Here is a 25,271-nt window from a genome sequence, read left to right as displayed (position 1 = left end):
GGGCGGCCGCTTTTTTTTTTTATACTCCCCCGCCGGTTGGGCGCGCGGGGGCCGCGGGGCGACCCGCCCCCTGTCCCCCCCCCCCCCCCCCCCCCGGGTTGGGGCCCCCACCCCCACCCCGGCCGCGCGGACCGCGTCCAGGTCGAGCACCGACGGCAGGTCCTCGACGTAACCGCCGAGGAAGTCGTACGTCCCGGTGGTCGACGCCGCCCGCGCGCGGGCGTACGGCAGCCGGCGCACCTCCTTCGTGCCGGCGGCGATGATCTCGTTGGCCCGCCGCTGGATCCAGCCGGTGGCATCGGAACCGGCCGGGCCGCCGTTGGGCGGGTTGTACTTGAACCCGCCGTCGCCCGGCGGGTTGTGGGACGGCGTCACCACCACCCCGTCGGCCAGGTGCCGCGCGCGGCCCCGGTTGTGGGCCAGGACGGCGTGCGAGACCGCCGGGGTCGGGGTGTAGCCGTCGGCCGGGTCGACGAGCACGGTCACGTCGTTGGCGGCGAACACCTCGACCGCGGTGACCCGGGCCGGTTCCGACAGCGCGTGGGTGTCGGCACCGAGGAAGAGCGGCCCGTCGATGCCCTGGAGCGCCCGGTACTCGCAGATCGCCTGGCTGGTGGCGGCGATGTGGTCCTCGTTGAACGCGGTGGCCGTGGCCGAGCCGCGGTGGCCCGACGTGCCGAACGCCACCCGCTGGTCCGGTTCGGCCGGGTCCGGGTGCAGCGCGTAATACGCCGTCACCAGCCGGGCCACATCGATCAGATCCTCGGGCCGGGCCGGCTGTCCGGCTCGCTCGTGCGGCATCTGCCCACTCCTTGGTGTCGGTGGTCGCTTCGGGTTCCCCGCCGCATTTTCCCGGGTGGCCCGCGCCGTGCCGAGACCGCCCCGCCGATCGGAGGACGGGGCGGCGGCGCGCACCGGAGCCCCGAAGCGTTCAGCGGTACGACCGGCCCGGCCGACACCGCGTCAGCCCGCGACCCCGGGCACGACCAGGCCGGTCTCGTACGCGATCACCACCGCGTGGGTCCGGTTCTGCGCGCCGAGCTTGGTCAGCACGTTCCCGACATGCGTCTTCACCGTCTCCGGGCTCACCCCGCACGACTGCGCGATCTCCGGGTTGGACAGGCCGGTGGCCATCAGCCGGAGCACTTCCTCCTCCCGGCCCGTCAGCGCCGCCCGCGGCAGCGCCTCGGCGGAGCCCAGCGGACGGGCGGTGACCATCCGGCGCAGGGCCGCCGGGAAGAGGATCGCCTCGCCCGCCGCGACCACCCGCACCGCCTCCGCGATCCTGGGCACGGGCAGCCGCTTGAGGACGAAACCGCAGGCCCCGGCGCCGAGCGCGGCGGTGACATAGCCGTCGTTCTCGAACGTGGTGATCACCACGACCTTGGGCGCCGTGACCGGCTCGGCGAGCAGCTGCCGGGTGGCCTCGATGCCGTTGAGCCTCGGCATCCGTACGTCCATCAGGACCACGTCCGGCCGCAGCCGGCGTGCCTGCCGGACCGCCTCGACGCCGTCGGCGGCCTCCCCGACCACCGTGATCCCCGGCTGCATCCCGAGCAGCGTGCCCAGGCCGCTGCGCGTCACCTCGTCGTCGTCCGCGATCAGGAGGGTGACGAGGGCGCCTGCCGTGACGGCCGGACCCGCGCCGGGGCCCGCCGTGACCGCCGCGCTCGCGGGTGAGCCGGTCATGCGGGCAAGCGTAGCGGCAGCCGGACGCTGAGCCGCCAGTGCTCCGGCCCGTCCCGGCCGGCCTCGAACTCGCCGTTCAGCAGCCGCACACGCTCGGCGAGACCCGGCAGCCCGTGCCCGGACGTCGGGAAGCGGCCCGTGCCCGGACGCGCCCCCGGACCGCACCGGTTGACCACACCGAGACTCACCGCGTCCGGCGCGGCCGACACCGTGACCCGGACCGGGCCGCCCGCACCGTGCCGCAGCGCGTTGGTCAGCCCCTCCTGCAGAATGCGGTACGCGGCCCGCGACAGCGTCCCGCGCACCCGCGTGAAGTCGCCCGACAGCTCCGCCTCCACCACCGCGCCCGTGTGCCGCAGCCGGTCGAACAGCCCGGGCAGATCGTCCAGGGTCCGGGGCGGCGCCGCCCCCACCCGCTCCTCGCGCAGCATGCCCAGCACGTAGTCCAGGTCCTCGAGGGCGGCCCGGGTCGACTCCTCGATGCTGCGCAGGGCGGCCCGCGCCGCCACCGGGTCGGCTCCGAGCACCTCGCCCGCCACCGCCGCCTGGATCGTGGCGGCCGTCAGCGTGTGCCCGATCGAGTCGTGCAGTTCGTGGGCCAGCCGGTTGCGCTCGGCCAGCACCCGCTCCCGCTCGGCCGCCCGCGCGAGCCGCTCCGCCGACGACGGACCCAGCAGCCGGGGAGCCAGCCACCGCAGGGCGCAGGTCACCGCCAGACACGACACCGACGCGAGCAGCAGGCAGCAGAGCGCCGCCGCCCAGCTCTGCCAGCCGCCCTCCGCCCGCAGCGTCCAGCCGCGCAGACTCACCCCGGCCTCGGCACCGGCCCAGCTGCCGGGCAGGAGCAGTCCGGCGGCGAACAGCAGGACGCCCAGCTGCGCACCGGTCCACCCCAGCGCCACCTGCGACAGCAGCCACAGCGGCGTCCGCCAGCGGTCGGTGCCCGTCCCCGGGGCGGAAGCCGGCCCCTCACCGGGAGCGTCCGCGCTCCGCTGCACGGGATCGGGCAACGGGACCTTCAGCATCCGCCGGGCGCACGCGACCAGCACCCGCCGCGTCGGCCGGGCCAGCCCGGTCAGGCCGATCAGCACGGACCAGATCAGCGCCGTCAGGGCGAACCGCGCCCCCACCGGAGCGGACGGCCACGCCAGCGCGGGCAACGCCGCGAGAGGCAGCAGCGGAAGGCTCGCCAGTGCGCCGCAGTAGGCGAAGAGCGCACCCGTGTACGTGGAGCCGCGCAGCAGCGGCCGGATTCCCCTGAACATAACCGGACAAGTATGGCCGGACGGCCCGGCAGTGCCCTCCCCCGATCGGGGGAGCGAAATCTCCCGCCTTTCCGCGATGTGCCCGCGCGCCCCGGAAAACCAGAATCGGGGCCTCACCGATCGACGGGACGGAAGGACGGGCCGATGAACGCCCAGACAGTCGGAACACCGCTGAACCACACGGCACCGGAGCCCGCACGGGCTGCGGGAGCCCGGCCGGCACCCCACGGATCCGGACCGGGGCCCGCGGCCCCGCGGAACGGCCTGGCCACGGCAGCCATGGCACTGGGCATCGTCGGCCTCCTCACCTCCGTCGTGCTCATCGGCGGCCCCCTCGCCGTGTTCGGCCTGATCCTGGGCATCGCCGCGCTGATGACGGCCCGGCGGACCGGCACCGGCCGGGGCAAGGCCGTCACCGCCGTGGTGACGTCGGCCCTCGCGATCGCGGTGTCCGGGCTGGTCGCCGTCCTCCTGGCCTGGTACGCGAACCACACCCAGGCGTGCTACCAGCCCGACGGCCTCCGCCAGTACGCGCAGTGCGTCCGCGAGCACCTCGACCCGAACTGACCGGCCCGGCCCCACCGGGAACCGGCCGCCCACCCCTCTCGACAAGGACGAGCATCACCGTGCGCGACAGAAACACCCGCAGAACCCAGCTCCGCCCCGCCGCCCTCGCGACGGCCGCCCTTACGGCACTGACCCTTGCCACGGCCTGCGCCGCGCCCGGACCGTCCGCGCCCGCCGCCGTCAAGGACTCCCTGCGGCCGTACACACAGCAGCGGCTCCAGTGGAAGCGCTGCGACGCGAAGAGCCCCGAGGCCTTCCGGTGCGCGACGCTCAAGGTGCCGCTCGACTACGGCGACCCCGGCGGCAGGACCATCGGCCTCGCGATATCCCGGCTCGGGGCGACGAGCGGGAAGGACCGCCGCGGTGTTCTGCTGCTGAACCCGGGCGGCCCCGGCGCACCGGGACTGAACCTGCCCGTCGACCCGCAGATGAAGTTCCCCGCCGAGGTGAGACGGCGGTACGACCTCGTCGGATTCGACCTGAGGGGCGCCGGACGGAGCACCCCCGTCAGCTGCGGTCTGACCGCCGGCGAACAGGCCGACCGGCCGTACAAGGACGAGACCTTCGCGAAGGACGTGGACCGGGCGCGGACGGTCGCCGGGAAGTGCCGGGCCGCCGCCGGTGACGAGCTTCCCCACCTCACCACCCGCAACGCCGCCCGTGACATGGACGTCATCCGCGCCGTACTGGGCGAGAAGAAGATCTCCTATCTGGGGTACTCCTACGGCACCTACCTCGGCGCCGTCTACACGCAGCTGTTCCCCCGGCACGCCGACCGCATGGTCCTGGACAGTGCGACCGACCCCACCCGGATCTACCGGGGCATGTTCCAGGACATGGCGAGGGCGGCGGAGCAGGCCTTCGCACGATGGGCCGAGTGGACCGCCCGGCGGCACACCACGTACGGACTGGGCGGCACCCCGGCCGCGGTCCGCCGGACCTTCCGGGACCTGGTCGCAGGGGCGGACCGCGAGCCCGTCGTCTCCGAGGGGCAGGCCCTCACCGGTGACGACATCCGGGCCGACAACAGCATGTTCTTCCACGTCCGAGCGGCCGCCGAGCGGGTCGCCGCGCTGAAGAAGGCGGCCGGGGAGGGGACCCCGGCCCGGTCCGGTGCATCCGGTGCGTCCGAGGAGAGCGACGACAACTACGCCTCCGCCGCCTGGTCCTTCATGTGCGCCGACACCCGCACCTGGTCGCACGACCCCGAGCGCTACCGGCGCGAGGCGATCCGCGACAGCGCCCGCTACCCGCTGTACGGCGACTTCGCGGCCGCCATCACACCGTGCGCCTTCTGGGAGCCGGGCAGCGAGCCGCAGACCACGATCGACAACGAGGCCGGTGCCCTGATCGTGCAGAACGAGTGGGACTCCCAGACACCGCTTTTCGCCGGGCGGGCCATGCACCGGGCACTGCGCGGCTCCCGGATGCTCACCGTCGTCGGGGGCGAGGGGCACGGCGTCCTCTACGCGCCCGGCGGCAATTCCTGCGCCGACGCGGCGGCCACGGCCTACCTGACCACCGGCGGGCTCCCCGCCGAGGACCTCACCTGCCGGGCCGCAGCCGGGCGGTAGCCCGTCAGGAGACAGCGCCACAAGCTCCGTTCGCCTGCCCGCCGCGCCGCGTTCGTGCCGCCGTGACCTGTGCGAAAGCCCGGGCGGGCGGGGGAGCGGGCGGGGCGGAGCCGGTCCGGTGCGCACCGCCCTCGAACACCGCCGCCGGGCTGCGAGCCCTGACGGAGGCGGCGGACCGGTCCCCGCTCGGCCCCTTTCCCTACCGTGTAGGTTCGGCCACGACGGGCGGTCCGCCGGGACCGGCCGCAGGAGGAGGGGCGAGGGTGCTGAACGATTCCGTGCCGGAGAACCGGGTGGTGCTCCGTGGAGCGCGCGCCGAGGACGCCGGGCCGCTGACCCGGCTCTTCCTGGCCTCGCGCGCCGCGGCCATGCCGTACCTGCCGAAGGTGCACAGCGACGGGGAGACGCTCGCCTGGATGACCCATGTGGTCCTGCCCGGCACCACGGTGCGGATCGCCGAGACCGGGACCGGGGAGCTGCTGGGCTTCGCCTCGCTCGACGGCACCGAGCTGGAGCATCTCTACCTGCGCCCCGACGTACGGCGCCGGGGCATCGGTTCGCTGCTGCTGGCCGAGGTCCGCGAGCGTGCGGGCGGGGAGCTCGCTCTCCACGTCTTCCAGCGCAACACCGACGCCCGGGCCTTCTACGAGCGGCACGGATTCACCGCGGTCGCCTTCGACGACGGAAGCCGCAACGAGGAGAAGGAACCGGACGTCAGATACCGCTGGACGGCGAACGGCTGACCGGCGGCAGGATCGCGGGCGGGCGGACCCTGCGGCACAGTGGGCACATGGACGACCTGAACACCCTCGCCGACGAGCACCTGACCGCGGCCCGCGCCTCCGCCCACGGCCGCAGCGCCCACCGCCTGCTGCACGAGGAACCGCTGCGGCAGACCGTCATCGCCCTCACCGCGGGTTCCGCCCTCGACGAGCACAACGCCCCCGCCGCCGCGTCGCTCCAGGTCCTCCGCGGCCGGGTGCGGCTCACGGCGGCCTCCGGCGACGTGGAGGTGGGGGCCGGCGGGCTCCAGCCGATCCCGCAGGAGCGGCACGGGCTGGTGGCGCTGGAGGACGCCGTGGTGCTGCTGACCGCCGTCAACGAGTGACGGTGCCGGGCCGGGGGCGCGCCTCGGGGACGGCCCGTACGCGTTCCAGGATCCACACCACCAGGCTGCCCGCGGCGAGTGTGCCGCCCAGGAGGCTGATGCCGTTCCAGCCGGCCCGGGACCAGACCACCGAGGCGAGCGCGGCCCCGGTCGCCCCGCCCATGAAGAACAGGGTCATGAAAGCGGAGTTGATCCGGTTGCGGGCCTCCGGGCGGAGTGCGTAGATCACGTTCTGGCTGCTGTTGAGGCCGGCCTGCTGGGCGATGTTCAGCAGGATCACGCCCACCGTCAGCCAGAGCAGCGACGTCTTCCCGGCCAGCAGCGGCACCCAGGCCAGTGTCAGGAGCAGGGCGGCCGTGGCCGAGACCGCCTGGACCCGGCCGCGGTCGCCGAGTCGCGCCGCGATGTTCATGCCGACCACCCCGATGACGCCCACCAGGCCGAACAGCCCGATGGCGGCGGCGTTCCAGCCGAAGGGTGCCCCGGTCAGCAGGAAGGTCAGCGCGGTCAGCTGCACGCTGTAGGAAGCCATGGAGAACGCCCCGAAGGCCGCCCGCCGCCGCAGTACGGGCTCCTCGCGCAGCAGCGCCAGCGTGGAGCGCAGCAGTCCCGCGTACGAGATCGAATCCGCGTTCCCGGTCCGGGGCAGCCGGGGCAGCCGGCGGTGCAGGAGCACCGCCATGACGGCCATGAGCAGCGCGTTCACCCAGTACACGGTCCGCCAGCCGCCCAGTTCGGCGAGCGCGCCCGCGGCCATCCGCCCGAACAGCCCGCCGAGCAGCACGCCGGACATCACCACGCCGACGATCCGGCCGCGCTCGGCCGGAGCCGCGAGCGCCGCCGCGAACGGCACCACGACCTGCGCCCCGACCGAGGTCAGCGCGGTCAGCAGGGTCCCGGCGATGAGCAGCGGCCCGGTCGGCGCGGCGGCCGTCGCCAGCAGGAAGAACGCGGTCAGGGCGAACAGCCCCACCGCGAGCCGCCGCCGGTCCAGGACGTCCCCGAGCGGGACGAGCAGGATCAGCCCCAGTGCGTAACCGGCCTGGGCGGCGGTCACGATCAGCCCGGCCGCGGTGGTCCCGAGGTGCAGATTGCCCTCGATGACGTCCAGGAGCGGCTGCGCGAAGTAGTTCCCGGCGCAGGAGAGGGCGGCGGCGAGCGCCATCAGCAGAACCAGACCGCGCCCGAGGGCGGGCGGTTGGGGAAGGGCGCGGGGCACGGCCCGGCCGCGGATGTCCTGAGTGGTGTGAGCCATGCGCCCAGCTTCCGGCAGCCACCATTGATGAGTCCAACACATGTTTTTCATTTCATCGATCGTGATTCACGATGGATGCATGGAACTTCAGCAGATGCGTTATGTCCTCGCGGTGGCCGAGCTGGGCAGCTTCACCCGCGCCGCGCAACGGTGCCTGGTCGTCCAGTCGGCGCTGAGCCACCAGATCGCCCGGCTGGAGAAGGAGCTGGGGGCCCGGCTCTTCGACCGCACCAGCCGCCGGGTGCGGCTCACCGCGGCGGGCGAGGCGTTCCTGCCGGAGGCCCGGCAGGCGCTGGCCGCGACGGAACGGGCCCGCGCCGAGGTCGCCGCGACCGCGGGAGAGGTACGCGGCCGTCTCGCGGTGGGGGTGATCCCGACCGTCTCCGCGGTCGACGTCCCGGCGGCGCTGAGCGCGTTCCACCTGCGCCACCCGCAGGTACGGATCGTCCTGCGGGAGGGAGCCAGCAAGGACCTCGTCCAGGAGGTGCGGGACGGGACGGTCGACGTGGCGTTCCTGGGCGTGCTGCCGAGCTACCGCCCGAAGGGGGTGAGCGACCACGAACTGAGCACCGGGGAACTGGTCGCCGTGGTGTCCCCCTCCCACCCGCTCGCCGGGCAGCGGGAGGTGGACCTCGCACGGCTGGCGCAGGAACGCTTCGTCGACTACCCGGACGGCACCGCGGCCCGCGCGCAGTCGGAGGAGGCGTTCGCCGCCCGGGGCCTCACCCGGGAGGTGGCCTGCGAGGTCAACGGCACCGACTTCATCGTCCGGCTCGTCCGCAGCGGCCTCGGCATCGCCATGCTCCCGTCCGCCTTCGCGGCGGAACTGACCGGCGTACGGGTGCTGTCCGTCACCGGTGCCCCGGCCCGCACGGAACGACTGGTCTGGAGCCGTTCCTCCCCCACCCCGGCCGCCACGGCGTTCCTGGCCGGACTCGGCCTCGACCCCCGGGACGCGGCATAGGGGCCTCCCGTTCCGATCGGGCCGTCGTGACCGGTCACCGCCGCGCACACGGCAGGATCGGGGGGAACGGCCACGGGCGCCCGCCCGGGACACGTACACCACCGCACGGTAGGAGCTCCAGCCCATGCTCGACAGATTCGACCTGCTGGTCATCGGCGAGTGCGTCGCCGACATCGTCCGGCGGCCGGGCCTGGCCGACCGGGTCCACCCGGGCGGCAGCCCGGCCAACGTCGCCCACGGGCTGGCCCGGCTCGGCCACGCCACCACCCTGCTCACCCAGCTCGGTCCCGACCCCCACGGCCGGCTGATCCGGGACCATCTCGCCGCGGCGGGCGTCGAGGTCCGCACCGACGGCGCCCCGGCCGCCACCCCGTCCGCCGCCGTGGAGCTGGACGGGGCGGGCCGGGCCACGTACACCTTCGAGATCGGCTGGACGCTCGGCCCGGTCGCCCTGGACCGGCCGCCGCACCACGTCCACACCGGCTCCGTCGCCGCGGTGCTGGAGCCGGGCGAGGCCACCGTCGTCGGTGCCGTCGAGTCGCTGCGGGCCACCGCCACCGTCAGCTACGACCCCAATGTGCGCCCCGCGCTGATGGGGGACCACGCCACCGCCGTCCGCAGGGTCGAGCGGTGCGTCGCGCTGAGCGACGTCGTCAAGGCCAGTGACGAGGACCTGGACTGGCTGTACCCCGGCCAGGAACCGGAGCGGGTCGCCGAGCGGTGGCTGGCGAGCGGCCCGGCGCTCGTTCTGGTCACCCGGGGCGGCGACGGGGCGCTGGCGGTGCTGCCCGGCGGGCGGGAGGCGGTCGACGCGCTGCCGGCCGAGGTCGTCGACACGGTGGGGGCGGGCGACGCCTTCATGTCGGGCGCCCTGCACGCACTGGCCGCGCACGGGATGCTCGGCGCGGACGGCCGGGAGCGGCTGCGCCGTGCCGACCGGGCCCTGGTGACGGACGTGCTGCGGTACGCGGTGGCCTCGGCCGCGGTGACCGTCGCCCGTGCGGGCGCCAACCCGCCGGACGCGGCGGAGTTGCGGGCGGCGCTGGGGGCGGCACGCTAGGTGTGCTGTTCGGGCACCGTCAGGCGCGGGCCGCTGTCGTCGTCGAGGAACTCCACGACCGCGAGCGCGAACAGCGCGCACAGCGCGATCCACACGGTGACCAGCCCGGTCGGCCGGTCCCACACCACCAGGACCGCCGCGGCCACCGCGACCACCGCCCAGTTCAGCGGGCGCCGGGCGCGGTGCACCCACCGGCCGGCCGGGCCACCGGTGAACCCGGCGGCCTCCCGCACCGCGCCGATGCCACCGCTCCACATCTCCGTCACCCGGGCCGCGGCCCGGCCCGTGCCGGTGAGCCACGCGGCGAGGGCCACCACGATGCCGAGCGTGACGACCAGCCGGACCAGCACCCGCATGGGCCCGGCCAGGGCGTCGAAGACCGCACCGGCGGCGGGTCGTGACACCTCGGCGGGCAGACTGTCGAGGTAGAGCGCGCGGCCGAGCCACAGGGCCAGTCCCAGCACCGCGGCCCCCGCTCCCACCGCGAGCGCCGTCGCGACCAGCGCACGCCGCCGCCGTACCGCGAGGAGCACCCCGCCCGCGGCCAGCGCCAGGGTGACCGGTGGCAGCCAGAGGCCGATGAGCTGAAGGACGCGGAACCACATCGTGGCCCGGCCCACGGAGGAGGCGGTGAGGACGGTGAAGTCGGTGTGGATGTCCGGCAGCTTGCCCGCCGCCTTGAGCCCCCGGTCGACGAGCCGCTGTTTCACCTGGTCGATGACGGGCGCGAGATCGACGGTGACGGTGTCGTCGGTGATCCGCACCGCCCCCTCCTTGCTCCCGGAGAGGGCTTTCACCGCGGCGGTCTGCGAGGCGCGGTTGAGATCGGTCCAGATCCGCGCGAAGGCGTCGCCGGAGACGAACCTCTCCACTGTCCCGTGCACGAATCCGGTGACGCCCGTGGTGAGGGGGCCGCTCAGCTTCGACAGCGCCCGGTCGAGCGCGGGCCGGTCCTCGGGCGCCACATCGGCGAGCAGGGTCCTCACGTCCAGGTGCTGCATGACCGCGCCGGTGACGCGGTCGCTCACCGCGGCCCGCACCTCGGGGTCGGAGGCCAGCGGCGCCATCATCGCCACGTAGTTGCCGGTGTCGCCGATCTGGTTCTTCGCCCAGGTGGAGACGATGCTCAGCGGGGTCAGGACCGCCGCGACGAGGACCACCACCACCGCCAGGAACGAGCGCGCACGGGGCAGGTGCCGTCGCTGGCCCCCGGTCTCCAGTGCGGCCACCCTGGCCCGCAGTGCCGCCAGTTCGGCATCGTGCGAGCGCTCCGGCTGTTCGTGGTCCGCTTCCATCCCCCCAGGTGACGGCCTGTTCCGGCGCCCCGCGTGGCGGACTGCTGCGGATGGCGCAACGCGGTCACCACGGCGTGCTTCAGCGCCGCCGTCCGTCCGCCGTGCGAGGCACCGGAGGGGATTCGGGGACCCGGCCGCGCGCCCGCCGAGACGGCGTGTCAGACCACGGCGAGCCGGTCCACCAGCAGCTCCACCCTCGGCTCGATGTACTCCGGCGGCAGCCGTCCCGCCCGGGTCAGGGTGGCCAGGCCGTGCAGGGCCGCCCAGAACGTCTCGGTGAACAGTCCCGGCTCGACGCCGTCCCCGGCGGCCTCGCCCAGGCTCTCCATCAGCGCGGCGAAGGCGTCCTTCAGGGGTTCCGGGGTGTCCTCCTGCGCGAAGGCCAGGCCGCCGTCGAGCTGGAACAGGGCGTCGTAGACCGCCGGATTGCGTGCGGCGAAGTCGAGATACGCGTGGGCGAGGGCGGCGACCCGTTCGCGCGGGCTCCTCGCGTTGGAGGTCGCGGCCCGCACCGCCACGGCCATCTCGGTGGCACCCTCCATCGCGACGGCGCCGATGATCTCGCGTTTGCCGCGGAAGTGGCCGTAGAGGACGGGCTGGCTGTACTCGATGCGCTCGGCGAGCCGGCGGGTGGTGACCGCGTCCCAGCCCTGTTGCTCGGCGATCTCGCGGGCCGTCGCCACGATGAGGCGCTCACGCTCCGCCCGTTCGCGCTGTTTGCGTTCCTGTACCGACATGCTCGGATTCTAGCACCGCTAGACAATCGAGCGGCAGCAGTACTAGCGTTGCCTCGACAGCTAGCAGCGCTAGATTTCACGAGGGGTCGTCATGCTCAACGCACTCGAGGTCGTCACCACCGTGGTCGTCGGCGTGATGGTGGGGGTGGAGTTCTCCGTGGCCTTCGTCATCAATCCGATCCTCAACGCCCTCCCGGAGGACAGCGGTCAACTCGGCCACGCCCACGGGGGCCGGATGCTCGGCGCCGTGATGCCCGTCTGGTATCTCACCTCGCTCGCCCTCGTCGCGGTCTGGGCCGTCGCCGGACGGCACCACGACGGAACCGGCCTCGTCGTCACCGCCGCGGGGCTGCTGATCCTCAGCGTGATCATGTCGATCCTGCTGCTCGTCCCGATCAACAACCGGAGCAAGACGTGGACCCCTGACAACCGGCCCGCCGACTGGAAGGAGCAGATGAGCCGCTGGGACCGCTTCCACTACGTCCGCGTCGCCGTCATCGTCGCCGCCTTCGCCCTGCTGGTCGCCGCCCTCGTCTGAGCCCGCGGGCCCGCCCGCCCGGTCCCCGACCGCGATCGCGCGGCCCGATCGGGCTCCGCACGGCCCGGCGGACTCCATGGAGCTCACCGGGCCGACGAGAACTCACAAGGAGAAAGAACAATGTCGCTGAAGAAGATCAACACCGTCCTGGCCGCCGCCTTCGTCCTCTTCATCCTCTGGTTCGGGACGGAGTTCATCCTGAGCCCGGAGACGACGGCGCCGGGCTTCGGCCTGCCGAGCTGGCCGTCCGGCGACGGCGGCGGCTTCCTGATCGTCAAGGGAATCCGTGACGTCGTCATGGCCCTGGTCCTGGCCGTCCTGCTGGTGACCGGCCAGCGCCGGGCGCTGGGCTGGGTACTGCTGGTGGAGGCTCTCGCCGCGTACGGCGACATGACCACCGTGCTGTCTCACCACGGCTCCACGGCCACCGCGTTCGGCGTCCACGGCCTGACCGCGACGCTGATGGTGGCCAACGGCCTGCTGTTCATGCGCGAGACCCGCAAGGTCGCGGCCGCTCCGGCGACGCCCGCCCCGCAGCCCGCCTGACGCCCGCATCGGCGCGTGCCGTGGGCCTGCCGGTCCGGGGGCCGGGACACGCGCCGGAGGAATGGATGACCCGATCGGCTCATTGGCCGCATCCTCACCGGGGCTACGACCGTTCGACAGCCAGTAGGGGTGATCGATTACGGAGGAGGGGGCGGAGATGGCACGGGTCGGTACGGACGTGGCGGTGACGGGACTGGGGCTGGTGACTCCGGCGGGGGTGGACGAGAACACCTTCTGGGACGGCTTGTGCGCAGGGGTTTCCATGGCCCGCCGCTGCGATGAACTGGCCGGTCTGCCGGTCGACTTCGGCTGCCCGGTGGACGGGATCGACCTGGACGCGGAGATCGGCGGTCGCTCGGTGTGGCGGATGGCGAGGTTCGTGAAGATGGCGCTGCTGGCCGCCCGCCGGGCGGTGTCGGACGCCGGTCTGTCGCCCCGGCAGTGGGACGGCGACCGGGTCGGTGTGGTGCTCGGCGTCGGTGTGGGCGGGGTGTCCGCGCTCGTCGACAACGTGCGCAGGCTCGACGGCGGCGGGGCGGAGGCGGTGTCGCCGCTCCTGGTACCGATGATGATGCCCAACGCGGCGGCCGGGGAGGTGGCCATCGCGCTGCGGGCACACGGCCCGAGCCTGGCCCCGGCGACCGCCTGCGCCTCCGGGGCGACCGCCCTCTCCCTCGCCCGCGACCTGCTGCTCGACGGCCGGTGCGACGTGGTGGTGGCGGGCGGTGCGGACGCCGTGCTCACTCCGCTGGTGGTGAGCGCCTTCGCCGGAATGGGGGCGCTCTCGCGGCGCGGCGGCGACCCGGCGGAGGCCTCGCGGCCGTTCGCCGCCGACCGGGACGGCTTCGTGATCGGCGAGGGCGCCGCCGTACTGGTGCTGGAGCGGACGGCCGACGCGCTCGCCCGGGACGGACGGCCGCGCGCACTGCTGACCGGCGCGGGTTCCGCCACCGACGCCCACCACCCCACCGCCCCGGATCCGTCCGGCGCGGGCGCGCGCAGGGCCGTCGAAGCCGCGCTGCGCGAGGCCGGCTGGGGGCCCGACCAGGTCGACCACATCAACGCGCACGGCACCTCCACCCCGCTGAACGACGCCATGGAGGCCGCGGTGATCGCCGGGCTCTTCCCGCACCGCCCCTCGGTGACCGCGCCGAAGGGGGTGCTCGGGCACACCCTCGCGGCGTCCGGGGCGATCGAGGCCGCCGCCTGCGTACTGACCCTGGAGCACGGGATCGTCCCGCCGATCGCCAACCTGGACGCGTCGTCCGAGGAGTTCGGCCTCGACTGCGTGGTCGGAAAGCCCCGGGCCGGGCGGGTCGAGCGGGTGCTCAGCCACTCCTTCGGCTTCGGCGGCCACAACGTCGTCCTCGCGCTCCAGCGCTTCGGCACGGACCGTCCGCGGCTCTGCGGCCGGGGTGTCCTCGTCAATGCTTGATCGTTATATTTTCATGACCGCAACGATCGATCACCCCTCCGCGGAACGGTCCAGGGACCTTCTCACCGGTGTGCTCCTCGGCGACGACTTCCGCCGGGAGCACGGTTTCTGGCAGCGGCTGATCAGTACGGAGCCCTTCCGCCGCCCTGAGCGCGGCGGCACCGAGGAAGAACGCCGGGCCCTCGCGTACGAGCGGCTGCGCGTCCTCAACGACAGCCTGGACAGCGGGGCCCGGCTGGCCGCCGACCCGCGCGCGCTCGCCGCCCTGCACGAGTGGCTGGGCCCGGTGGACCCGGCGCTGACCACGCTGGCGGGCATCCACTACAACCTCTTCCTCGGCAGCCTCCTCGACCAGGGCGACGAGCACCGCGACCTCTCGGACTTCCTGCGGCTGCGCCGAGTGGGCACCTTCCTCTGTACGGAGGTGGCGCACGGCAACGACGCGGCGGCCGTCGAGACCACGGCCGAGTACGACCGCGAGCGCGACGGCTTCGTCCTGCGCACCCCGCACGCCGGGGCCCAGAAGTTCATGCCCAACACCAGCCCGTCCGGCGGCCCCAAGTCCGGGCTGGTGGCCGCGCGGCTGCTCGTCGACGGCGCCGACCACGGCGTCTTCCTCTTCCTGGTGCCGCTCACCGACACCGTCCAAGCCCTGCCCGGCGTACGCGTGAGGCTGCTGCCCACCCGCACCGGCAGCCCGGTCGACCACTGTCTGACCTCCTTCGACCGGGTCTTCGTGGCCCGTACCGCGCTCCTGCACGGGCAGCACGGACGGGTCGGCGCGGACGGGGAGTTCAGCAGCGACGTCGCCAACCGCAGGCGCCGCTTCCTCACGTCGATCGGACGCGTCACCGCCGGCAAGATCGCGATGACGGCCTGCGCGGTCGGCTGCGCACGCGCGACGCTCGCCGTCGCCGTCCGCTACGGCGGCCACCGCCACATCTCGGGTTCCCGGGGTTCGGGCCGGGTGCCGGTGATCGCGCACCGCAGCCACCACGGACCGCTCGCGTCGGCGATGGCCACCGTCTTCGCGATGAGCCTGCTGCACCGCCGGGTCCTGGACCGCTGGGAGGCGGACGGGCCGCAGGAGGAGGCCGAGCGGCTGGTCGCCGTCGCCAAGGGGTGGATCACCTGGCAGGCCAGGTCGGTGATCGTGGAGAGCCGGGAACGCTGCGGCGCCCAGGGGCTCCTGGAGCACAACGGCATGAGCGAACTCCTCACCGGCATCGAGGGCGCCATCACCGCCGAGGGGGACAACGTCGCCGTCCACGCCAAGGCCGCCGCCGAGATGCTCTTCGTCGCCGCGCCGGCCGATTCCGGGCGGTTCCCCGATACCGGACCGGGCGACCTCGGCGATCCCGGCTTCCTCGGGCGGCTCCTCGCCGAGGTGGAGCGGATCTGGTTCGACCGGGCCCGCAGACGGATGAGCCTGGCACCGCACGGCGACCCGCTGGCGCGCTGGAACGCGGCTTCCGGCCCCGCCCTGCGCGGCGTCGAGGCGTACGCCCAGCGCCTGGCGGCCGAGGCGTACGCCCGGGCCGTGGCGGGGCTCCCCGAGGGGCCCGCCCGGGAACGGCTCGGTGAGCTGCAACGGCTCTTCGCGCTCGGCCGGATCGCCCGCTCCGGCGGTGATCTGCTGGCGGCGGGGCTGCTGACCGCCGATCAGATCGACGGGCTGCCGGACCGGCTGGAGGAGCTGATCGCCGCGGTCGCCCCGCACCTGCCCGAGCTGGCCGAGTCCTTCGCGCTGCCACCGGAAGTGCTGGCGGACTGGCCCATCGCCCGCCCCGACTACGTGGACGCCTACGACGATCCGCAGGCCGCCTGGCAGCCGGACGCGGAACGGCGCACGGGCCCCGAGGAGCGGTGAGAGACATGAGGAGAAGGGGAACAACTGTGCGTGGCAGTCGGGTCAGGGAACTGGCCGGGGCCCTTGGCGTCCGCTTTGTCCTGCTGGCCTACTGGAGAACGACGGTCGTGCTGGCCCGCTGGTGCGAGGAGTGCGAGAGGAATGGTGCCGAATCGGTTCGGCACAAGGCGTAACTGGACGCACTCCATTCAGTTGATCCGGCGTCGGGATGGTTTCGCCGCCGCCCCGGCAGTCCAACCGAACGATGGAGAGAAAGAACATGAGTACGATTCACCCAAGGATCGCCGAGGTGCTGACGCAGACCTTCAAAGTGCCCGTCGCGGAGATCCACCCGAGTTCCACCATGGACAGCCTGGAGATGGACTCCCTCGCTGTCGCCGAGTTCGCCGTGCTCATCCGTGAGGCGGCCGGCTGCGACCGGGAATTCGAGCAGTTCCCCAAGGGCGCCACACTGGCCGACATCACACGGTTCATGGACACGGCGGTCGGCGGAGCCCGGCTGGGCGGCGGGGCAGCGATGAGCAAGGCCCGATGAACAGGCCGGACATCGCGGTCACCGGCCTGGGCATGATCACCCCGGTCGGCAATGACACCGAATCCACCTGGCAGGGGGTCTGCGCGGGCGTGTCACCGGCACGTACCGTCGCCGGGCTCGAGGGATGCGCGATCGACTTCGCCTGCGTGGTCGACGGAATCGACCTGGACGCCGCGATCGGCGGCCGCGCCGCCTTCCGCATGGGCAAGTACGTGAAGCTCGCCGTGCTCGCCGCCCGGGAGGCGGTCACCGACGCCGGGCTCGATCCGGCGCGGTGGGACGGCACCCGGGTCGCGGTGATCGTCGGCACCAGCAGCGGCGGCTCCACCTCGCTGACCGAGCAGGCCGTGGTGCTCGACCGGCAAGGTGCCGGGGCCACCTCGCCGTCGGCCATCCTGCTCACCATCCCGAACATGCCCGCCGCCGAGATCGCGATCCAGCTGCGGGCAACCGGACCCAGCATGGCTCCGTGCACCGCCTGTTCGTCCGGCGTCACCGCGCTGTCCGTCGCCCGCGACCTGCTGGCCAGCGGACAGTGCGACATCGCCATCGCCGGGGCCACCGAGTCGATCGTCTACCCGGTCGCCATGGCGGGCTTCGCCAGGTCCGGGGCCGGGGCGCAGCGGGACGGGGACCCGGCCGGGCTCTGCCGCCCGTTCGCGGCCGACCGGGCCGGGCTGGTGATGGGTGAGGGCGCGGCCGTCATGGTGCTGGAGCGGGCGGACGACGCCCGGGCCCGGGGCGCGGTCCCGCGGGCCCTGTTTGCGGGGGCCGGTGCCACCACCGACGCCCACCACCCCATCAGCCCGCACCCCTCCGGGCGGATCGCCCAGGCGGCGGTGGAGAACGCACTGCGCGACGCGGGCTGGGCGGCCGAGGACGTCGACCACGTCAACGCGCACGGCACGGCGACCCCGGCCAACGACGCCACCGAGGCCGCCCTGATCTCCCGGGTCTTCCCGCACCGGCCGCCCGTCACCGCCCCCAAGGGCGTCCTGGGGCACTGCATGGGGGCGGCCGGTGCGATCGAGGCCGGACTCACCGTCCTCACGCTCCAGCGCGGTGTCGTGCCACCGATCGCCAACCTGGACGCCCCGGCGCCCGAGTTCGACATCGACTGCGTCACCGGTCAACCGCTGCGGCAGCCCATCCGGCGTGCCGTCAGTCATTCCTTCGGGTTCGGCGGACACAACGCCGTGATCGCGCTTCAGCGCCCGTAGGCATCCGGCAGGTGGTGCGACGGGGGGAAACCGCCCGGCGTACCACCGGCCACACCTTCCGCGGCGCCCGGGAGACGCGCGGACCGGATCAGCGGCGGCGCCCCTGGCCGAACTCGCCGCCCATGCCCTTGCCGGGGATGTCCGTTCCGTCCGCGTAGTCGATCCGCTCCTTGCGGAGTTCGGCGGAGACCTCCTTCTGCTCGGTCACCTTCTTGGTCTCCATCCGCACCCGCTCGACGGGCACGGTCTCCTTGCGCGTGGTCGCACGCTCCGCGTGCAGGGTGACCTCGACATCCTGCTCACGGATGGCGGGGTGCTGCGCCGTCGTCCTCTCGTCGGGGCGGAGCGGTTCGCGTATCAGCCGCACCTCTTCGTGGGTCACGGGCACGGACCGGGTCACGTTCTCCGTGACGACGTACTTGTGCAGGCGCGCCCTGCCGCTCTCGTACTCCTCGGTGCCGACGTGCAGCTGTTCCTCGGAGCGGATCAGCTCGCTCTTGCCGCCCGGTTCCGCGGCGGACCGCACGGGGCCCGCCCCGGCACCGGCCAGGGGGCGGGAGGTCTGTGCGGTCCCGGGGGTCTCGCGGTGCCTGCCCTGGCCCATGCCGGGGGTGTTGGGGCCGGTCATGGTGGTCCTCCTGTCGGTTCCGGCGGTGCGACCGGTGCCGGCCGCGCCCATGGCGGTGGTGCCGGTCCCGGCGGCGGTCGTGGTGTCCGTGCCCATCCGGCCGCGGGACGTGGCGGTGGTGTTCCTGGGAAGGCCGTAATGGTCGTACAGTTCCTCCTCCTCCGCCACGGACAGATGCGCGTCCGCGTCCACCCGGGGCGCGTCCTTGACGCGGACCTTGGGGTGCGAGATATGCAGGTCGGAACCCACGCGGCGGGCCCCGGCCAGCGGAACGAAACTCTCCTTCATGCCGAACAGGCCGGTCTTGACCGTGATCCAGTCCGGCCGGCCGGTGTTGTCGTCGACGTACACCCGGCCCACGGTGCCGACCTTCTCGCCGTGGGTGTCGTACACCGTCAGTCCGTCGAGCTCTCCGGAATCCGTGAAACCGTCAGCGGCTGCCATGGCCGATTCCTCCTCCTCCGGGCGCGTCCTGCGGCTGGGGCCGCCAGGGGAGGCGCGTCCGTACTCCATCGCGCCTCACCCGGATGGACGGTGCAACCGCCCCAGCCGCGGCCTCCGCCGACCTCCGTCCGCGAGGTCCGCGCCATCTGCCCGCGGCGGCCCTGGGCACCCCGGCGATGCGTTACGCCATTCGGGTGAAGAGGCCGGTCGTGGCCGGCCGGGACACGGCGGCCGCGGGGCTCGATCGGGGGCGGGGTACGTTGGCCTCCCGCACCGGTCCGACAGCGGGAACTGTCGGCCGCAGTCCTGCCGAGCCACCGGGAGTGTCCCATCCGTACCGTACGCAGCCTGCTGCCCGGACAGCGCGGCGAACTGCTCGCCCGGCACGAGGACGGGGCGGACCTGCACCATCTGGTGTGGCGGCTGGGGCCGGGGTGGCGGGTCTGCTCCAGCGCGGTGCTCGGCGGCGGTATCGGCCCGCGCGAGTGGATCCTCAACGCCCAGGTGCCCGGCGGCTATCCGCGCATGGACCCCGACCGGCACCTCGCCGAGATCGCCGCCGCCGAACACCTCGCCGGACCCGGCGCCGGGCTGATGACGGCCGCCGACGTGACCGCGTACACCGTCGCGACCGACGGCGGGGTGACCGCGACCGCCACCTGCGGGCTCGGGGTACGAGGCTGGGCCGCCGCCCCGGCCCAGGGAACCGACGGGGCGCTGCCGCCGGGCACGGTCAACATCGTCGTCACCGTCCCCGTGCCGCTCTTCGACGCGGCACTCGTCAACGCCGTCGCCACGGCCACCGAGGCGAAGGTGCAGGCGCTCCTGGACGCGGGCCTCGACTGCTCGGGCACCCCCACGGACGCCGTCTGCGTCGCCGCACCGTCCCCGGGCGCCGGGCCCGCCGAATCCTTCGCGGGGCCCCGCTCGCGCTGGGGCGCGCGACTCGCCAGGGCCGTGCACGCTGCCGTACGGGAAGGCGCGCTCCGGCAATCCTGAGAGCGCACAGCGCCGCGCGCCCCCCGGGCCCGGCCGACGAATGGAGCCGCCATGACACCGAATGCCGCAGACACCACCCCGAAGCCGCCCGTCGTCGCCGTCCTCGGCACCGGGATCATGGGCGCGGCGATGGCCCGCAGCCTGCTGAGGTCCGGGATCGAGGTCCGGGCCTGGAACCGCACGACGGCCAAGGCGGCCCCGCTCGCCGCCGACGGCGCCACCGTCACCGACACGGCCGAGGAAGCGGTACGCGGCGCCGACGTCGTCCTCACCATGCTCAAGGACGGCCCCACCGTCACCGCCGCGCTCACCGCCGCGTCCGCCGGACTGCGCCCCGGTCAGATCCTGCTCCAGAGCTCCACGGTCGGGCTCGAAGCGGCCGACGCCCTTGGCCGACGCGCCGCCGAACTGGGCCTGGTCCACCTGGACGCGCCGGTCTCCGGAACCCGGCAGCCCGCCGAGGAGGGCGCGCTGACGGTCTTCGTCGCCGGTCCCTCCGCGGTGCGCGAACGGGTCGAGCCCGTACTGGACGCGATCGGCCGCCGGACGGTCTGGGTCGGCGAGGAGCCCGGTGCGGCCACGCGGCTGAAACTCGTGGCCAACACCTGGGTCATCAACCTGGTCAACAACATCGCGGAATGCCTCGACCTGGCGCAGGGGCTGGGCGTCGACCCGAGGATCTTCCTCGACGTGATGAAGGGCGGCCCGCTGGACTCCGGCTACCTCCAGGGCAAGTCCGCCGCGCTGCTCGCCGGTGACCTCACCCCGAGCTTCACCCTGTCCAACGCCCTCAAGGACACCCGGCTCATCCTGGACGCGGCACGGGCCTCGGGGGTGCGGCTGGACCTGGTGGAGGCGTCGGCCGAGCGCTTCGCCCGTGCCGAGGCGGCCGGCCACGGGGCCGAGGACATGATCGCCACCTATTACGCGGGACGGGCCCCGGAACGGGACGGCGACTGAGCCCGCCGTACCGCGCCCCGCGCCGCTCCGTACCGCCCCGCACCGCTCCGGGGCGGACTCACTCCTCCGCGAGCATCCCGCTGCGGAGTTTGTGCAGGATTCTGCTGATCAGGCGTGAGACGTGCATCTGTGAGATGCCGAGCTCCGCGCCGATCCGGGACTGTGTCATCTCATGGCCGAAACGCATGTCGATGATGCGGCGCTCGCGCGCGTCCAGGCCGTCCAGCAGCGGTGCGAGCGTGTGCAGGTTCTCGACCGCCTCCAGGGCGGGATCGGGGCCGCCCAGTACTTCGGCGAACGTGCGCGCCGGTGCGTGGAGCCGCCCGGCGTCCGAGGCGTCGGCCGGCACGTCCAGCGAGCCCGCCGCGTATCCGTTCGACGCGACGAGGCCCTCGGTGATCTCGTCCTCGCTCAGCCCCATCCGCTCGGCCAGTTCGCGGACCGTGGGTTCCCGGTCCAGTTCGGTCAGGAGCGACTCCTTGGCCCGTGCGAGGTCGGCCCGCAGCTCCTGGAGGCGGCGCGGGACGTGCACGGCCCAGGTCGTGTCGCGGAAGAACCGTTTGATCTCCCCGGTGATGTACGGGACCGCGAAGGAGGCGAACTCGACCTCGCGGGACAGCTCGAACCGGTCGATGGCCTTGATCAGCCCGATGGTGCCGACCTGGACGACGTCCTCCATGTCGCCGCCGCCCCGGTGGCGGAACCGCCCCGCGGCGAACCGGACGAGCGAGAGGTTCATCTCGATCAGGGTGTTGCGCGCGTACTGATGGGCGGAGGTCCCCTCCTCCAGGGTGCGGAGGCGGCCGAAGAACAGCCGGGACAGCGCGCGGGCGTCGGCGGGGGCGATCCGCCCCGCGTCCTCGATCCACGGCAGGCCGCCGATGTCCCCGGCCGGTGCGGCCGGCGGTCCGGGGCGGGGACGCTCCGCTCGCTCCGCACCGGCGGTCCGCGCAGTGTGCGCCCTCATCCCGTCACGCTCCCCTGGTCGTAGCCCGTGAGGTGTATGCACCTGCCCCCCGGACGCGGGACCCATGCGGACGGATCGGGGACGAGCCCGGCCGAGCGCCGCCGGATGGCCGGTAACCGCCGGGAGCGCCCGGCGCACCCCGGCGCATCCCCGGCCGGACCTGTCGCGTCCGGTCCGTCATGTCCGGGCGGGTCCGCGCGGACAGCGCGACCGCCCCACCGGTACGGGGGAGCCCGGTGGGGCGGTCGTCCTCCAGACTGCCACAGCCGAGGGGTGGTGGAGGCCGACCGGCGGATATGCGGCGGTAGTTGAGTCGAAATCGACGGTGCCGCCCGACGGGGGAACCCGTTCCGGCGGGGCGGGCCGGGCTCCGTCCCGGGGGAATACCAGGGTGGGCGGGAGACTTGCTGCTGCTGTGGTGACCGGCACGGCCAGGCAGTCGGTGACGTGCGGCAGGAGAGAGGAAACCCCATGCCCAAGGCGTATGTGTTCACCCGTTACGGCGGTCCCGAGACGGAGGCCTTCGTCGAGCAGGACGTGCCGGTGCCGGGCCCGGGCGAGCTGCTCGTCGCGGTCCGGGCGGCCGGCGTCAACCCGGTCGACTGGAAGCTGCGCGCGGGGTACGTCAGGCCCGGCAGCGAGCCGCAGCCCTTCCCCGCCGTCTTCGGCAGCGAGGCCGCCGGAGTGGTCGAGGCGGTCGGCCCGGACGTCTCGGGCTTCGCGGTCGGTGACGAGGTCTTCGGCAACCCGGTGACCGGCGGCTATGCCGAGTACACCCTCCTGCCCGCCGCCGTGACCGCGCACAAGCCGGCCGGGCTGTCGTTCACCGACGCGGCGGCGCTGCCGGTCGCGGCCGCCACCGCGTACGACGGCATCCGCCAGCTCGGCCTCGCTCCCGGATCGACACTGCTGATCACCGGCGCGGGCGGCGGGGTGGGCACCGCCGCCGCCCAGCTCGCCCGGCACGACGGCGTACGGGTCGTCGGCGTCGCGTCCCCGGCCAAGAAGGACTTCGTCGAGTCGCTCGGCGCGGTGCACGTCGCGTCCGGACCCGGGTTCGCCGAGCGGGTGCGGGCAGTGGCCCCCGACGGGGTGGACGCCGTCTTCGACCTGGTCGGCGGCGACACCCTGCGAACGGCGGCCACCCTGCTCGACGACCCGGCCACGCTGATCAGCGTCGGGGACAAGCAGCTCGTGGTGGCGCTCGGCGGGGCGGCCGTCCGGCGGGCCCGCGACGCGGCGGTACTCCAGGCGCTGGCGCGGCTCACCGAGGACGGTGTGCTGCGCACCCGGGTCGACCGGGTCTACCCGCTCGCCTCGGCGGGCGAGGCACTGCGCGCCGTGGAGCAGGGCCACGCGCGCGGCAAGACCGTGATCGACGTGGTCGCGTGAGCGCGCCGGAGGCCGCGGCCGACAGCACGCACCCCCTGGACAATCCGGTCCGCGCCGCGCTGACCGGGCCGCACGCCCGGTTCGCCGAGCGCCGCGGCCGGATCCTGCGCTACCCGGTGGACGTGGCCCCGTGGGTCGCGCTCCCGGACGCGCCCGAGGCCGGGGACTGGGCGGACGCGGCGGCGCTGGTGGGGCCCGGCGGCGCCGTCAGCATCACCGCCTTCCGTGAGCCGCCGCCGGACGACTGGGAGACCTTCTTCTACATCGACGGGGTCCAGCTCGTCGACGCCGGGGTCGCCACGGAGCCCTGTCCCGGGGCCGTACGGCTCGGACCCGCCGACGTGCCCGAGATGCTCGCCCTGGTCGAGCGGACGCGTCCGGGCCCGTTCCTGCCCCGCACCGTCGAGCTCGGCACCTACCTCGGGGTCCGGCGCGAGGGGACGCTCGTCGCCATGGCAGGTGAGCGGATGCTGCTGCCGGGCTGGTCCGAGATCAGCGCCGTCTGCACCGACGAGTCCGTACGCGGGCAGGGGCTCGGCACCGGGCTGGTGCGTGCCGTCGCCCACGAGATCAAGGAGCGCGGCGACACGCCCTTCCTGCACGCCGCCGCCGCGAACACCGGCGCCGTCCGGCTCTACGAGTCGATGGGATTCGCGCTCCGCCGCCGGACGTCCTTCCTCGGGGCGCTGGCCCCGGCCCGGCCGTCCGACGGCCCGTCGCCCTCCGGCGGCGAGCGCCCCGCGGTGGCCGCGCGCTGATCCGGAGAGGGATCCCCGGCCCGCGGGGTCCGGGCCCGGGGGCTCCGGCCGGTCGGGGTCGCCCCCGGTGTCCGGACGGGGCCGGCCCCGTCTTCGGGACCTTCGGCGAGGCCCGAAAGGCCCTACGACTCGTGTGCGGCCCCCGGACGCCGGGTGGACTGGTACGGGGTGTCGGCACCGGGCCGGCGGATCCCGGAAGGAGTCGGCCGTGACGATCGGGCTTCAGCGCCTGCTTGCCGCACGTGGAGCGGTGCTCCCGGGAGCGGACGCGGGGGAGGAGGCCGTACGCGCGCCACGGGTCCGCAACGCCGTCCTGTTCGGTTCCCTGGCCCTGCTGACGACCGTGTTCGCCCTGCTGGACGTCCGCAACGGCGAGGACCTGCGTCTGATGCCGCTGCTGGTGGTGGTGCCCGCCCTCGTCTCCGTCTTCGGGACGATCCGGCAGACCGCGGCCGTATCCGTACTGATCATGCTCGTCGTCACCGCGTCGCATCTGTCGACCGGCGGCTCGCGAGGGGACGTCCTCACCGGAATCGCCTTCACCGTACTGGCCTGCTGCCTGGGCATCGGGGCCTGTGTCCTGCGCATCCGGCACGCCACGCAGATCGCCAGGCTGCGTTCCGCCGCCGTCGCGCTCCAGCGCCAGATCCTGCGCCCGCTGCCCATCCTGACCGACCAGGTCCTCGCCCACGGCATCTACACCCCGATCGAGGAGGACCGCCTGGTCGGCGGCGACATCTACGAGGTCGTCCAGTCGCCCTACGGAACCCGGGTGATCATCGGGGACGTCCAGGGCAAGGGCGTCGCCGCGATCGGGGCCGGTTTCGCCGTCCTGGGGGCCTTCCGCGAGGCGGCGATCCGAGAGCCCGCCCTGACCGGAGCGGTCGACGCCCTGGAGGACGCGGTCGCCCGGCACAACATGTTCTCCGCCCAGACCGGGGAGACCGAACGGTTCGTCACCGCCCTGGTCCTCGGGTTCGACGGGAGCGACCGGGTCGAGGCCGTCAACTGCGGCCATCTGCCGCCCAGGCTGCTGCACGAGGGCGTGGCCCGGGCGGTATCGCTGCGCCACACCTCCGTTCCCCTGGGCATGGCGGAGCTCAGCCACGAGGGCAGGGTCGCCGAACGGCTGGCCTTCCCGCCCGGAGCCACGCTGCTGCTGATCACCGACGGGGTCACCGAGGCACGCGACGCGTCCGGCGCCTTCTACCCGCTCGACGCGCGCCTGGGCGGTTGGGCGGAGCGGGCGCCGTACGACCTTCTCACCGCGCTCGACGCCGACCTGGACGACTTCTCCGGGGGCGTACGCCGCGACGACATCGCCGCACTCGCCCTGCGCCGGACGGTGGCCGACGGCCCCGGCCGGACCGGCGCGGCCGAGCACGGTGCCCGCCGGGCCGCCGAGGCGTTCGGAGGCCGGTAGGGAGCGGTGCGAGCCCTGCGGTCCCGCGGACCGAATGTCCGG

At 74.0% G+C, this 25,271-nt stretch carries 24 protein-coding genes and 1 pseudogene; 17 read left to right on the top strand and 8 right to left on the bottom strand.

Annotation, left to right across the window (positions count from 1 at the left end; translation table 11 throughout):
- From ACFCV8_RS15540 to ACFCV8_RS15530, 3 genes and pseudogenes are all read right to left on the bottom strand, one after another.
- Positions 1-801, bottom strand: a pseudogene (locus ACFCV8_RS15540) (phosphoglucomutase, alpha-D-glucose phosphate-specific); the annotation flags it as partial.
- 162 nt (positions 802-963) lie between these two features.
- A complete protein-coding gene (locus tag ACFCV8_RS15535; protein WP_376685862.1) occupies positions 964-1,689 on the bottom strand; it encodes a response regulator in 726 nt (241 codons plus the stop codon).
- Positions 1,686-2,954, bottom strand: coding sequence for a sensor histidine kinase (locus ACFCV8_RS15530; RefSeq protein ID WP_376685861.1), 1,269 nt, complete (start codon positions 2,952-2,954; stop codon positions 1,686-1,688). Before ACFCV8_RS15530 ends, ACFCV8_RS15535 begins: the two co-directional genes overlap by 4 nt.
- Before the next feature lie 279 nt (positions 2,955-3,233).
- On the opposite strand from ACFCV8_RS15530, the gene ACFCV8_RS15525 reads away from it, so the two are divergent.
- The 4 genes from ACFCV8_RS15525 to ACFCV8_RS15510 all read left to right on the top strand — a co-directional run bounded on the left by ACFCV8_RS15525 (position 3,234) and on the right by ACFCV8_RS15510 (position 6,203).
- The gene (locus tag ACFCV8_RS15525; protein WP_376685860.1) at positions 3,234-3,521 is read left to right on the top strand and encodes a DUF4190 domain-containing protein; all 288 of its coding nucleotides are present in this window, start codon (positions 3,234-3,236) and stop codon (positions 3,519-3,521) included.
- Between the two features lie 59 nt (positions 3,522-3,580).
- Entirely contained in the window at positions 3,581-5,095 is a 1,515-nt protein-coding gene (locus ACFCV8_RS15520) for an alpha/beta hydrolase (RefSeq protein WP_376685859.1), read from the top strand.
- Between the two features lie 263 nt (positions 5,096-5,358).
- Positions 5,359-5,838, top strand: coding sequence for a GNAT family N-acetyltransferase (locus ACFCV8_RS15515; protein ID WP_376685858.1), 480 nt, complete (start codon positions 5,359-5,361; stop codon positions 5,836-5,838).
- A 47-nt stretch (positions 5,839-5,885) separates the two neighbouring features.
- A complete protein-coding gene (locus ACFCV8_RS15510) occupies positions 5,886-6,203 on the top strand; it encodes a cupin (protein WP_376685857.1) in 318 nt (105 codons plus the stop codon).
- Here the strand turns inward: ACFCV8_RS15510 and ACFCV8_RS15505 are convergent.
- On the bottom strand, positions 6,193-7,458 hold the full coding sequence (locus ACFCV8_RS15505; protein ID WP_376685856.1) for an MFS transporter: 1,266 nt from the start codon (positions 7,456-7,458) through the stop codon (positions 6,193-6,195). The genes ACFCV8_RS15510 and ACFCV8_RS15505 overlap by 11 nt on opposite strands.
- A 79-nt stretch (positions 7,459-7,537) precedes the next feature.
- Here ACFCV8_RS15505 and ACFCV8_RS15500 point away from each other — a divergent pair, with 79 nt between their 5' ends.
- Positions 7,538-8,422 (top strand): LysR family transcriptional regulator, encoded by an 885-nt coding sequence (locus ACFCV8_RS15500; RefSeq protein ID WP_376685855.1) that lies wholly within the window; start codon positions 7,538-7,540, stop codon positions 8,420-8,422.
- Between the two features lie 124 nt (positions 8,423-8,546).
- Positions 8,547-9,482 carry a carbohydrate kinase gene (locus ACFCV8_RS15495; RefSeq protein ID WP_376685854.1) on the top strand — a complete coding sequence of 312 codons (936 nt, stop codon included), beginning with the start codon at positions 8,547-8,549 and terminating at the stop codon, positions 9,480-9,482.
- Here the strand turns inward: ACFCV8_RS15495 and ACFCV8_RS15490 are convergent.
- Together ACFCV8_RS15490 and ACFCV8_RS15485 are read right to left on the bottom strand one after the other, a co-directional pair.
- Positions 9,479-10,777: a hypothetical protein gene (locus ACFCV8_RS15490; RefSeq protein ID WP_376685853.1), complete on the bottom strand. Its 1,299-nt coding sequence runs from the start codon at positions 10,775-10,777 to the stop codon at positions 9,479-9,481. The two genes, ACFCV8_RS15495 and ACFCV8_RS15490, sit on opposite strands and share 4 nt — an antisense overlap.
- 158 nt (positions 10,778-10,935) lie before the next feature.
- Entirely contained in the window at positions 10,936-11,514 is a 579-nt protein-coding gene (locus ACFCV8_RS15485; protein ID WP_376685852.1) for a TetR/AcrR family transcriptional regulator, read from the bottom strand.
- A gap of 91 nt (positions 11,515-11,605) precedes the next feature.
- On the opposite strand from ACFCV8_RS15485, the gene ACFCV8_RS15480 reads away from it, so the two are divergent.
- From ACFCV8_RS15480 to ACFCV8_RS15455, 6 genes are all read left to right on the top strand, one after another.
- Positions 11,606-12,052, top strand: coding sequence for an anthrone oxygenase family protein (locus ACFCV8_RS15480; protein ID WP_376685851.1), 447 nt, complete (start codon positions 11,606-11,608; stop codon positions 12,050-12,052).
- A 120-nt stretch (positions 12,053-12,172) separates the two neighbouring features.
- Positions 12,173-12,598, top strand: coding sequence for a DUF4267 domain-containing protein (locus ACFCV8_RS15475; protein WP_376685850.1), 426 nt, complete (start codon positions 12,173-12,175; stop codon positions 12,596-12,598).
- 157 nt (positions 12,599-12,755) lie between these two features.
- On the top strand, positions 12,756-14,033 hold the full coding sequence (locus ACFCV8_RS15470; protein WP_376685849.1) for a beta-ketoacyl-[acyl-carrier-protein] synthase family protein: 1,278 nt from the start codon (positions 12,756-12,758) through the stop codon (positions 14,031-14,033).
- A 13-nt stretch (positions 14,034-14,046) separates the two neighbouring features.
- Positions 14,047-15,903, top strand: a complete 1,857-nt coding sequence (locus ACFCV8_RS15465; protein WP_376685848.1) for an acyl-CoA dehydrogenase — start codon at positions 14,047-14,049, stop codon at positions 15,901-15,903.
- Positions 15,904-16,162: 259 nt separating this feature from the next.
- A complete protein-coding gene (locus ACFCV8_RS15460) occupies positions 16,163-16,438 on the top strand; it encodes an acyl carrier protein (protein WP_376685847.1) in 276 nt (91 codons plus the stop codon).
- On the top strand, positions 16,435-17,658 hold the full coding sequence (locus ACFCV8_RS15455; RefSeq protein WP_376685846.1) for a beta-ketoacyl-[acyl-carrier-protein] synthase family protein: 1,224 nt from the start codon (positions 16,435-16,437) through the stop codon (positions 17,656-17,658). The genes ACFCV8_RS15460 and ACFCV8_RS15455 overlap by 4 nt, the downstream gene beginning before the upstream one ends.
- Before the next feature lie 88 nt (positions 17,659-17,746).
- On the opposite strand, the gene ACFCV8_RS15450 is transcribed toward ACFCV8_RS15455, so the two are convergent.
- The gene (locus tag ACFCV8_RS15450; protein ID WP_376685845.1) at positions 17,747-18,730 is read right to left on the bottom strand and encodes a DUF2382 domain-containing protein; all 984 of its coding nucleotides are present in this window, start codon (positions 18,728-18,730) and stop codon (positions 17,747-17,749) included.
- A gap of 414 nt (positions 18,731-19,144) precedes the next feature.
- On the opposite strand from ACFCV8_RS15450, the gene ACFCV8_RS15445 reads away from it, so the two are divergent.
- Positions 19,145-19,729, top strand: coding sequence for an adenosylcobinamide amidohydrolase (locus tag ACFCV8_RS15445; RefSeq protein WP_376685844.1), 585 nt, complete (start codon positions 19,145-19,147; stop codon positions 19,727-19,729).
- 51 nt (positions 19,730-19,780) lie between these two features.
- Entirely contained in the window at positions 19,781-20,689 is a 909-nt protein-coding gene (locus ACFCV8_RS15440) for an NAD(P)-dependent oxidoreductase (RefSeq protein WP_376685843.1), read from the top strand.
- Positions 20,690-20,747: 58 nt separating this feature from the next.
- Here the strand turns inward: ACFCV8_RS15440 and ACFCV8_RS15435 are convergent, their stop codons facing one another.
- Entirely contained in the window at positions 20,748-21,656 is a 909-nt protein-coding gene (locus ACFCV8_RS15435; protein WP_376685842.1) for a SigB/SigF/SigG family RNA polymerase sigma factor, read from the bottom strand.
- A gap of 471 nt (positions 21,657-22,127) precedes the next feature.
- Between ACFCV8_RS15435 and ACFCV8_RS15430 the strand changes: the two genes are divergently transcribed.
- The 3 genes from ACFCV8_RS15430 to ACFCV8_RS15420 all read left to right on the top strand — a co-directional run bounded on the left by ACFCV8_RS15430 (position 22,128) and on the right by ACFCV8_RS15420 (position 25,229).
- The gene (locus ACFCV8_RS15430; RefSeq protein WP_376685841.1) at positions 22,128-23,048 is read left to right on the top strand and encodes an NADP-dependent oxidoreductase; all 921 of its coding nucleotides are present in this window, start codon (positions 22,128-22,130) and stop codon (positions 23,046-23,048) included.
- A complete protein-coding gene (locus tag ACFCV8_RS15425) occupies positions 23,045-23,806 on the top strand; it encodes a GNAT family N-acetyltransferase (RefSeq protein WP_376685840.1) in 762 nt (253 codons plus the stop codon). The genes ACFCV8_RS15430 and ACFCV8_RS15425 overlap by 4 nt, the downstream gene beginning before the upstream one ends.
- A 208-nt stretch (positions 23,807-24,014) precedes the next feature.
- Positions 24,015-25,229, top strand: coding sequence for a PP2C family protein-serine/threonine phosphatase (locus ACFCV8_RS15420; RefSeq protein WP_376685839.1), 1,215 nt, complete (start codon positions 24,015-24,017; stop codon positions 25,227-25,229).
- Positions 25,230-25,271: the final 42 nt, after the last annotated feature.

The organism is Streptomyces sp. NPDC056347 (assembly GCF_042262625.1).
In the GTDB taxonomy this organism is placed as follows: domain Bacteria; phylum Actinomycetota; class Actinomycetes; order Streptomycetales; family Streptomycetaceae; genus Streptomyces.
Note: the sequence above shows the minus strand (reverse complement) of the source record. Positions and strands in the feature narration are given on the sequence as shown.

Coding starts and splice junctions, on each gene's coding strand:
- ACFCV8_RS15535 (WP_376685862.1), bottom strand. CDS start 1,689: ATGACCGGCTCACCCGCGAGCGCGGCGGTCACGGCGGGCCCCGGCGCG.
- ACFCV8_RS15530 (WP_376685861.1), bottom strand. CDS start 2,954: ATGTTCAGGGGAATCCGGCCGCTGCTGCGCGGCTCCACGTACACGGGT.
- ACFCV8_RS15525 (WP_376685860.1), top strand. CDS start 3,234: ATGGCACTGGGCATCGTCGGCCTCCTCACCTCCGTCGTGCTCATCGGC.
- ACFCV8_RS15510 (WP_376685857.1), top strand. CDS start 5,886: ATGGACGACCTGAACACCCTCGCCGACGAGCACCTGACCGCGGCCCGC.
- ACFCV8_RS15505 (WP_376685856.1), bottom strand. CDS start 7,458: ATGGCTCACACCACTCAGGACATCCGCGGCCGGGCCGTGCCCCGCGCC.
- ACFCV8_RS15500 (WP_376685855.1), top strand. CDS start 7,538: ATGGAACTTCAGCAGATGCGTTATGTCCTCGCGGTGGCCGAGCTGGGC.
- ACFCV8_RS15495 (WP_376685854.1), top strand. CDS start 8,547: ATGCTCGACAGATTCGACCTGCTGGTCATCGGCGAGTGCGTCGCCGAC.
- ACFCV8_RS15490 (WP_376685853.1), bottom strand. CDS start 10,777: ATGGAAGCGGACCACGAACAGCCGGAGCGCTCGCACGATGCCGAACTG.
- ACFCV8_RS15485 (WP_376685852.1), bottom strand. CDS start 11,514: ATGTCGGTACAGGAACGCAAACAGCGCGAACGGGCGGAGCGTGAGCGC.
- ACFCV8_RS15480 (WP_376685851.1), top strand. CDS start 11,606: ATGCTCAACGCACTCGAGGTCGTCACCACCGTGGTCGTCGGCGTGATG.
- ACFCV8_RS15475 (WP_376685850.1), top strand. CDS start 12,173: ATGTCGCTGAAGAAGATCAACACCGTCCTGGCCGCCGCCTTCGTCCTC.
- ACFCV8_RS15470 (WP_376685849.1), top strand. CDS start 12,756: ATGGCACGGGTCGGTACGGACGTGGCGGTGACGGGACTGGGGCTGGTG.
- ACFCV8_RS15465 (WP_376685848.1), top strand. CDS start 14,047: ATGACCGCAACGATCGATCACCCCTCCGCGGAACGGTCCAGGGACCTT.
- ACFCV8_RS15460 (WP_376685847.1), top strand. CDS start 16,163: ATGAGTACGATTCACCCAAGGATCGCCGAGGTGCTGACGCAGACCTTC.
- ACFCV8_RS15455 (WP_376685846.1), top strand. CDS start 16,435: ATGAACAGGCCGGACATCGCGGTCACCGGCCTGGGCATGATCACCCCG.
- ACFCV8_RS15450 (WP_376685845.1), bottom strand. CDS start 18,730: ATGGCAGCCGCTGACGGTTTCACGGATTCCGGAGAGCTCGACGGACTG.
- ACFCV8_RS15440 (WP_376685843.1), top strand. CDS start 19,781: ATGACACCGAATGCCGCAGACACCACCCCGAAGCCGCCCGTCGTCGCC.
- ACFCV8_RS15435 (WP_376685842.1), bottom strand. CDS start 21,656: ATGAGGGCGCACACTGCGCGGACCGCCGGTGCGGAGCGAGCGGAGCGT.
- ACFCV8_RS15430 (WP_376685841.1), top strand. CDS start 22,128: ATGCCCAAGGCGTATGTGTTCACCCGTTACGGCGGTCCCGAGACGGAG.